We start from the raw sequence: 6,177 nt of genomic DNA on the forward strand, positions 1-6,177 counted from the left end.
CGGGCCCGGCCCGTCAGCGCGGCGCGGGGACGCCGGTCAGCGCGGTGACCACCGGGTCGACCGCGTGGAATATCTCCTCGCCGCAGTTGCGGAACATGCCGATCGGCGCCCCGTACGGGTCGTCCACCTCGTCCGACTCCGGCGTGGCGGCCAGCAGCCAGCCGCGCAGCGCGGCGGCCGCCCGGACCAGCGCGCGGGCCCGCTCGGTGACGTCGGCGCCGCGCCTCGGGTCCGGCAGGGTGCCCGGGTCTATCGTCCGCACCAGGCGGGTGAACTCCTTCAGCGTGAAGGTGCGCAGCCCCGCCTCGTGGCCCATCGAGATCACCTGGGCGCGGTGGTCCAGCGTCGCCGTGAGCACCAGGTCGGCCTCGACCACGTGCTCGTCCAGCAGCTCTCGGCCGGTGAAGCCGCCGCTGTCGGCGCCGTACTCGTCGAGCACGGTCGCGGCGTGGTCCTCCATCGGCGCGCCCTCGTGGCCCCAGGTGCCGGCGCTCTCCACCAGGATCCGGCCGGCCACCCGGGGGCTCAGCCGGGTGTCCAGCTCACGCCGGGTCAGCCGCTCGGCGATCGGCGAGCGGCAGATGTTCCCCGTACAGACGAACAGGATCCGGAAGTGGTCCAGCGGCCTGGGGCCCACGCTCAGGTACGGCGCTATGCCCGGCCCGGCGTGCAGCGAGGCGGTGGGCGTCAACTGCCGGCCTCCAGGTCGGGGACGACCTCCCTCAGCTGCTCGACGCTGATCGCACCGGCCCGCAGCAGGACCGGGACCTTGCCGGTGACGTCCACGATCGACGAGGTGGCGGAGTCCTCGGCCGCCCCGCCGTCCAGGTAGACCGAGACCGCGTCGCCGAGCTGGGCCTGTGCCTCGTCACAGGTCAGCGGGGAGACCCCGCCGATCCGGTTGGCACTGGAGACGGCCAGCGGGCCGGTGCTGTTCAGCAGCTCGATGGCGACCGGGTGCAGCGGCATCCGGACCGCGACGGTGCCGCGGGTGTCGCCGAGGTCCCAGCGCAGTGAGGGCTGGTGCCGGGCGACCAGGGTGAGCCCGCCCGGCCAGAAGGCGTCGACCAGCTCCCAGGCCTGCTCGGAGAAGTCGGTGACCAGGCCGTGCAGGGTGGTCGGCGAGCCGACCAGCACCGGCGAGGGCGTGTTGCGGCCGCGGCCGCGGGCGGCCATCAGCTCGCCGACCGCCTCCGGGGAGAAGGCGTCCGCACCGACCCCGTACAGGGTGTCGGTGGGCAGCACGACGAGTTCGCCGCGGCGGATGGCCGAGGCGGCCTCGCGCAGACCGGTGGCGCGGTCCCCGGCATCGGCACAGTCGTAACGGCGGCTCATCGGTGCGGTCCCCTTCCGGAGTGGCTCATGGCGTTACAGCGCAGCCTTGCGCGCCGTCGTACGGTGCTCGGTGGTCACGACCCGACCCTCCGGGCCGTCGTCCTGTGCCCGACTGTTCACGACCCGACCCTCCGGGCCGTCGTGAAGCGGGGCCGGTTGTTCAGGTCGCGGTGGTCGGCGGTGTCCGTCCAGCCGTGTTCCTCGTTGAAGATCCACGGCACCTGGCCGCCCTGCTGGTCGGCGTGCTCGATCACCACCGCGCCGCCCGGGCGCAGCAGTCGGGCCGCGACCCGCTCGATGCCGCGGATGGTGTCCAGGCCGTCCTCGCCGGAGAACAGGGACATCTGCGGGTCGTGGTCGCGGGCCTCCGGCGCGACGTACTCCCACTCGGTGAGCGGGATGTACGGCGGGTTGGAGATGACCAGGTCGAAGCGGCCGTCCCAGGAGCGGTCGTCCTCGAAGGCCTTGGTGGCGTCACCGGCGTGCAGGGTGACCCGGGCGCGGTCCGGGCTGGCCTCGATGTTGCGCCGGGTGTACTCCAGCGCCCCCTCGTCCAGTTCGAAGGCGTGCACGGTGGAGCGCGGCAGTTCCTGGGCCAGGGCGAGCGCGATCGCGCCGGAGCCGGAGCACAGGTCCACCACCAGCGGCTCGGCCACGTCCATGTCGCGCACCGCGTCTATCGCCCACTCGACGACCGTCTCGGTCTCCGGCCGGGGCACGAACACCCCGGGGCCGACCTCCAGTTCGAGGTAGCGGAAGAACGCCCGCCCGGTGATGTGCTGGAGCGGCTCGCGCGCCTCGCGGCGGGAGACCGCCTCCCAGTAGCGGGCGTCGAAGTCGGCGTCCTTCACCGTGTGCAGCTGGCTGCGCTTGACGCGGTGGACGTAGGCGGCGAGCTCCTCCGCGTCGAAGCGCGGCGACGGCACGCCGGCCGCGGCCAACCGCTGGGTGGCCTGGGCCACCTCGGCGAGCAGCAGGTTCATCCGTACGACCTCTTGTTTCTGCGCTCCGGCTTCGGGCGAAGCGCGGGCTGGGGCGCGCCGGTCTCAGTTCTCTTGGGCCGCGGCGGCGAGCTTGGCCTCCGCGTCCTTGTCGACGCAGGACTGGATCACCGCGTTCAGTTCGCCGTCCAGGACCTGGTCCAGGTTGTACGCCTTGAATCCGGTGCGGTGGTCCGAGATGCGGTTCTCGGGGTAGTTGTACGTGCGGATCCGCTCCGAGCGGTCGACCGTACGGACCTGGCTGCGGCGCGCGTCCGAGGCCTCCCGCTCGGCCTCCTCCTGCGCGGCGGCCAGCAGCCGCGAACGCAGGATGCGCATCGCCTGCTCCTTGTTCTGGAGCTGGCTCTTCTCGTTCTGGCAGGACGCCACGATACCGGTCGGCAGGTGGGTGATCCGGACCGCGGAGTCGGTGGTGTTGACCGACTGGCCGCCGGGGCCGGAGGAGCGGTAGACGTCGATCCGCAGGTCGTTGGCGACGATCTCGACCTCGACCTCCTCCGCCTCGGGGGTGACCAGCACGCCCGCCGCGGAGGTGTGGATGCGGCCCTGGGACTCGGTGGCGGGGACGCGCTGCACGCGGTGCACGCCGCCCTCGTACTTCAGCCGGGCCCAGACGCCCTGGCCGGGCTCGGCGTTGCCCTTGGTCTTCACGGCCACCGAGACGTCCTTGTAGCCGCCGAGGTCGGACTCGTTGGAGTCGATGATCTCGGTCTTCCAGCCGATCCGCTCCGCGTAGCGCAGGTACATCCGGAGCAGGTCGCCGGCGAACAGCGCGGACTCCTCGCCGCCCTCGCCCGCCTTGATCTCCAGGATGACGTCCTTGTCGTCACTCGGGTCGCGCGGCACCAGCAGCAGCCGCAGCTCCTCGGTGAGCTCGTCCCGGCGGGCCTCGGAGGCCTTCGCCTCGGCGATGAACTCCGGGTCCTCCGCGGCGAGTTCGCGCGCGGCCTCGATGTCCTCGCCGGCCTGCCGCCACTGCCGGTAGACCCGGGTGATCGGGGTCAGCTCGGCGTACCGCTTGGCCAGCTTGCGGGCGTTGGCCTGGTCGGCGTGGACGGACGGGTCGGCCAGCCTCGTCTCGAGGTCGGCGTGCTCGACGAGGAGCTCTTCGACTGCCTCGAACATGGGGTGGCCTTCTTCCCGGTGACTCGGAAACGTGTGGGGGGTGGGGAATTCGCGGGGGGACGCGAACGGCGCCGGCCCCCAGCGCCCCCGACAACGAGTACGGGGGCACCGGGAACCGGCGCCGAGGGAGCGCTAGGCCTTCGCGCTGTGCTGCTTGCCGAAGCGGGCCTCGAAGCGGGCCACGCGGCCACCGGTGTCGAGGATCTTCTGCTTGCCGGTGTAGAACGGGTGGCACTGCGAGCAGACCTCGGCGCGGATCTCGCCACTGGTCTCGGTCGAGCGGGTGGTGAACTCGGCGCCGCAGGTGCAGGTCACGCGCGTGACCACGTACTCGGGGTGAACGTTGGGCTTCAAGGGGTTCTCCTAGGTTTCGGGAGGGTACCGGGTCGGCGGCTGGGGCGCCGCACGTGAACCGGGACCGACGGACCAGTCTGCCAGGACCGGCCGCATCTTCCCAAACCGGGTCGCGTTCCGGGATATTCCGGACCCCCCTCAGCGGGTGGCGGTGGCCTTCGCGGACGGCTTCCCCGCGGCCGGCGGGGGGGCCGTGGGGGCCGCCTGGGCGGGGTTCTCCGGCTGTTCGGAGACGATCGCGGAGGGGAACGGCTGGTCGGCCTTGAGCGCCGCCCAGACCTGCCCCGCCTGCGGCTGCAGCGGGACCACCCGGTTCGGGTCGCTGGGGGCCGTCTCCACCGGCAGGGTGACCATGCTCAGCTGGTCCGGGCCTATCCCCTTGAGCTCCTGGGCCAGCCCCACCAGCGAGTTCACCGAGCCGAGCGCGGAGTCGGTGGTGATGCTCCTGGTCACCGTGTCGCCGACCGACCACAGCTTGACCGGGTTGGTGAGCATCCCGCTCCCCCCGACCTGCTGCAGCAGCGACTTCACCATCTGCTTCTGGAGCTCGATCCGGCCGAGGTCGCTGCCGTCGCCGACGCCGTGCCGGGTGCGCACGAAGGCCAGCGCCTGCTGTCCGTCCAGGTGGTGCTCGCCGGGCGGCAGGTCGAGTCCGCTGTCCTTGTCGTGGATGGCCACCGTGGTGGTCACGGTGGCCCCGCCTATCGCGTCCACGACCCGGGCGAAGCCGGCGAAGTCGACCTGCAGGTAGTGGTCCATCCGCAGCCCGGTGAGCTGCTCGGTGGTCTTGACCGCGCAGGCCGCGCCGCCGCTCTCGAAGGCGCTGTTGTACATCGCGCGCTTGGCGCCGGGCACCGGCTTGCCGTTCGCGTCGACGCAGTCGGGGCGGGCGACCAGGGTGTCGCGCGGGATCGAGACGATCTGGGCGCCGGAGTGGGCCTGGTTGACGTGCACCACCATCGCGGTGTCCGAGCGGGCGGTGCCGCCGGTGTCCCCGCCGGCGACCGAGCCGTTGTCGCCGGACCGCGAATCGGAGCCGAGCACCAGGATGTTGAAGGAGCCGTCGGTGGCGGCCGGCGGCCGGGCGTCGCCGAGCCGGGCGTCGATGTCGACGCTCGTGATGTTCCCGTTGAGCCTGAAGTAGGCGAAGAGGCCCGCGCCGGCGCCGAGGACGACGAGCGCGGCGAACGCGCAGGCGGCCGTCCGCAGGATTCTGCGGCGGCGACTCAGGACCCTCTTGTGCTCGGCCATACGGTCCAGAGTAAATCGGACAACATGATCCAAACGCCCCCAAGGTGTCCCGACTCTGGAACAAAGCGGCCAGGACGCACGGAACCCCGGACCGCTCGCGCGATCCGGGGTTCCGTGCTTCGACAGCCGTCCGGCTACGGTCAGTCGCCGGAGCCGGGGGTGGTCTTGGCGATCTGCATCAGGAACTCGGCGTTGCTCTTGGTCTGCTTCATCTTGTCCAGGAGCAGCTCGATCGCCTGCTGCGAGTCGAGCGCGTGCAGCACCCGGCGGAGCTTCCAGACGATGGCCAACTCCTCGCTGCCGAGCAGGATCTCCTCCTTGCGGGTGCTGGAGGCGTCCACGTCGACGGCCGGGAAGATGCGCTTGTCCGAGAGCTTCCGGTCGAGCTTGAGCTCCATGTTGCCGGTGCCCTTGAACTCCTCGAAGATCACCTCGTCCATGCGCGAGCCGGTCTCGACCAGCGCGGTGGCCAGGATGGTCAGCGAGCCGCCGTTCTCGATGTTGCGCGCGGCGCCGAAGAACTTCTTCGGCGGGTACAGCGCGGTCGAGTCGACACCACCGGACAGGATGCGGCCGGAGGCCGGCGCCGCCAGGTTGTAGGCGCGGCCGAGGCGGGTGATCGAGTCCAGCAGGATGACCACGTCGTGGCCCAGCTCCACCAGGCGCTTGGCGCGCTCGATGGCCAGCTCGGCGACGGTGGTGTGGTCCTCGGCCGGGCGGTCGAAGGTCGAGGAGATGACCTCGCCCTTCACCGACCGCTGCATGTCGGTGACCTCTTCCGGACGCTCGTCGACCAGGACGACCATCAGGTGGCACTCGGGGTTGTTGTGGGTGATCGCGTTGGCGACCGCCTGGAGCACCATGGTCTTGCCGGTCTTCGGCGGCGCGACGATCAGACCGCGCTGGCCCTTGCCGATCGGCGACACCAGGTCGATGATCCGGGTGGTCAGCACGCCCGGGTCGGTCTCCAGGCGCAGCCGCTCCTGCGGGTAGAGCGGGGTGAGCTTGTTGAACTGGGGGCGGCCGCGGCCGCTCTCCGGGTCCATGCCGTTGACGGAGTCCAGGCGCACCATGGCGTTGAACTTCTCGCGGCGCTCGCCCTCGCGCGGCT

7 protein-coding genes are annotated in these 6,177 nt (G+C 71.5%); all 7 read right to left on the reverse strand.

Features of this window, described 5'->3' with window-relative positions; translation table 11 throughout:
• Positions 1-13: 13 nt before the first annotated feature.
• A complete protein-coding gene (locus tag ACFRQN_RS16225) occupies positions 14-673 on the reverse strand; it encodes a protein-tyrosine-phosphatase (protein ID WP_369808349.1) in 660 nt (219 codons plus the stop codon).
• Between the two features lie 14 nt (positions 674-687).
• Positions 688-1,335 (reverse strand): L-threonylcarbamoyladenylate synthase, encoded by a 648-nt coding sequence (locus ACFRQN_RS16230; protein ID WP_049658072.1) that lies wholly within the window; start codon positions 1,333-1,335, stop codon positions 688-690.
• A 116-nt stretch (positions 1,336-1,451) separates the two neighbouring features.
• The gene (prmC, locus tag ACFRQN_RS16235) at positions 1,452-2,318 is read right to left on the reverse strand and encodes a peptide chain release factor N(5)-glutamine methyltransferase (protein WP_049658073.1); all 867 of its coding nucleotides are present in this window, start codon (positions 2,316-2,318) and stop codon (positions 1,452-1,454) included.
• A gap of 63 nt (positions 2,319-2,381) precedes the next feature.
• Positions 2,382-3,461, reverse strand: coding sequence for a peptide chain release factor 1 (gene prfA / locus ACFRQN_RS16240; protein WP_049658075.1), 1,080 nt, complete (start codon positions 3,459-3,461; stop codon positions 2,382-2,384).
• A gap of 132 nt (positions 3,462-3,593) precedes the next feature.
• Positions 3,594-3,815 (reverse strand): 50S ribosomal protein L31, encoded by a 222-nt coding sequence (gene rpmE, locus ACFRQN_RS16245; RefSeq protein WP_030057539.1) that lies wholly within the window; start codon positions 3,813-3,815, stop codon positions 3,594-3,596.
• A gap of 138 nt (positions 3,816-3,953) precedes the next feature.
• Complete coding sequence (locus ACFRQN_RS16250; RefSeq protein WP_380740934.1) at positions 3,954-5,066, reverse strand: LCP family protein; 1,113 nt, start codon at positions 5,064-5,066, stop codon at positions 3,954-3,956.
• A 140-nt stretch (positions 5,067-5,206) separates the two neighbouring features.
• Positions 5,207-6,177, reverse strand: a 971-nt coding sequence (rho, locus tag ACFRQN_RS16255; RefSeq protein ID WP_380740935.1) for a transcription termination factor Rho, incomplete at its 5' end; no start/stop codon positions are given.

It is taken from the genome of Kitasatospora sp. NPDC056800 (assembly GCF_042789775.1).
Taxonomy (GTDB): domain Bacteria; phylum Actinomycetota; class Actinomycetes; order Streptomycetales; family Streptomycetaceae; genus Kitasatospora.

Excerpts from the sequence above, each read along its gene's own strand:
- ACFRQN_RS16230 (WP_049658072.1), bottom strand. The coding sequence starts at position 1,335 with ATGAGCCGCCGTTACGACTGTGCCGATGCCGGGGACCGCGCCACCGGT.
- prmC (WP_049658073.1), bottom strand. The coding sequence starts at position 2,318 with ATGAACCTGCTGCTCGCCGAGGTGGCCCAGGCCACCCAGCGGTTGGCC.
- prfA (WP_049658075.1), bottom strand. The coding sequence starts at position 3,461 with ATGTTCGAGGCAGTCGAAGAGCTCCTCGTCGAGCACGCCGACCTCGAG.
- ACFRQN_RS16250 (WP_380740934.1), bottom strand. The coding sequence starts at position 5,066 with ATGGCCGAGCACAAGAGGGTCCTGAGTCGCCGCCGCAGAATCCTGCGG.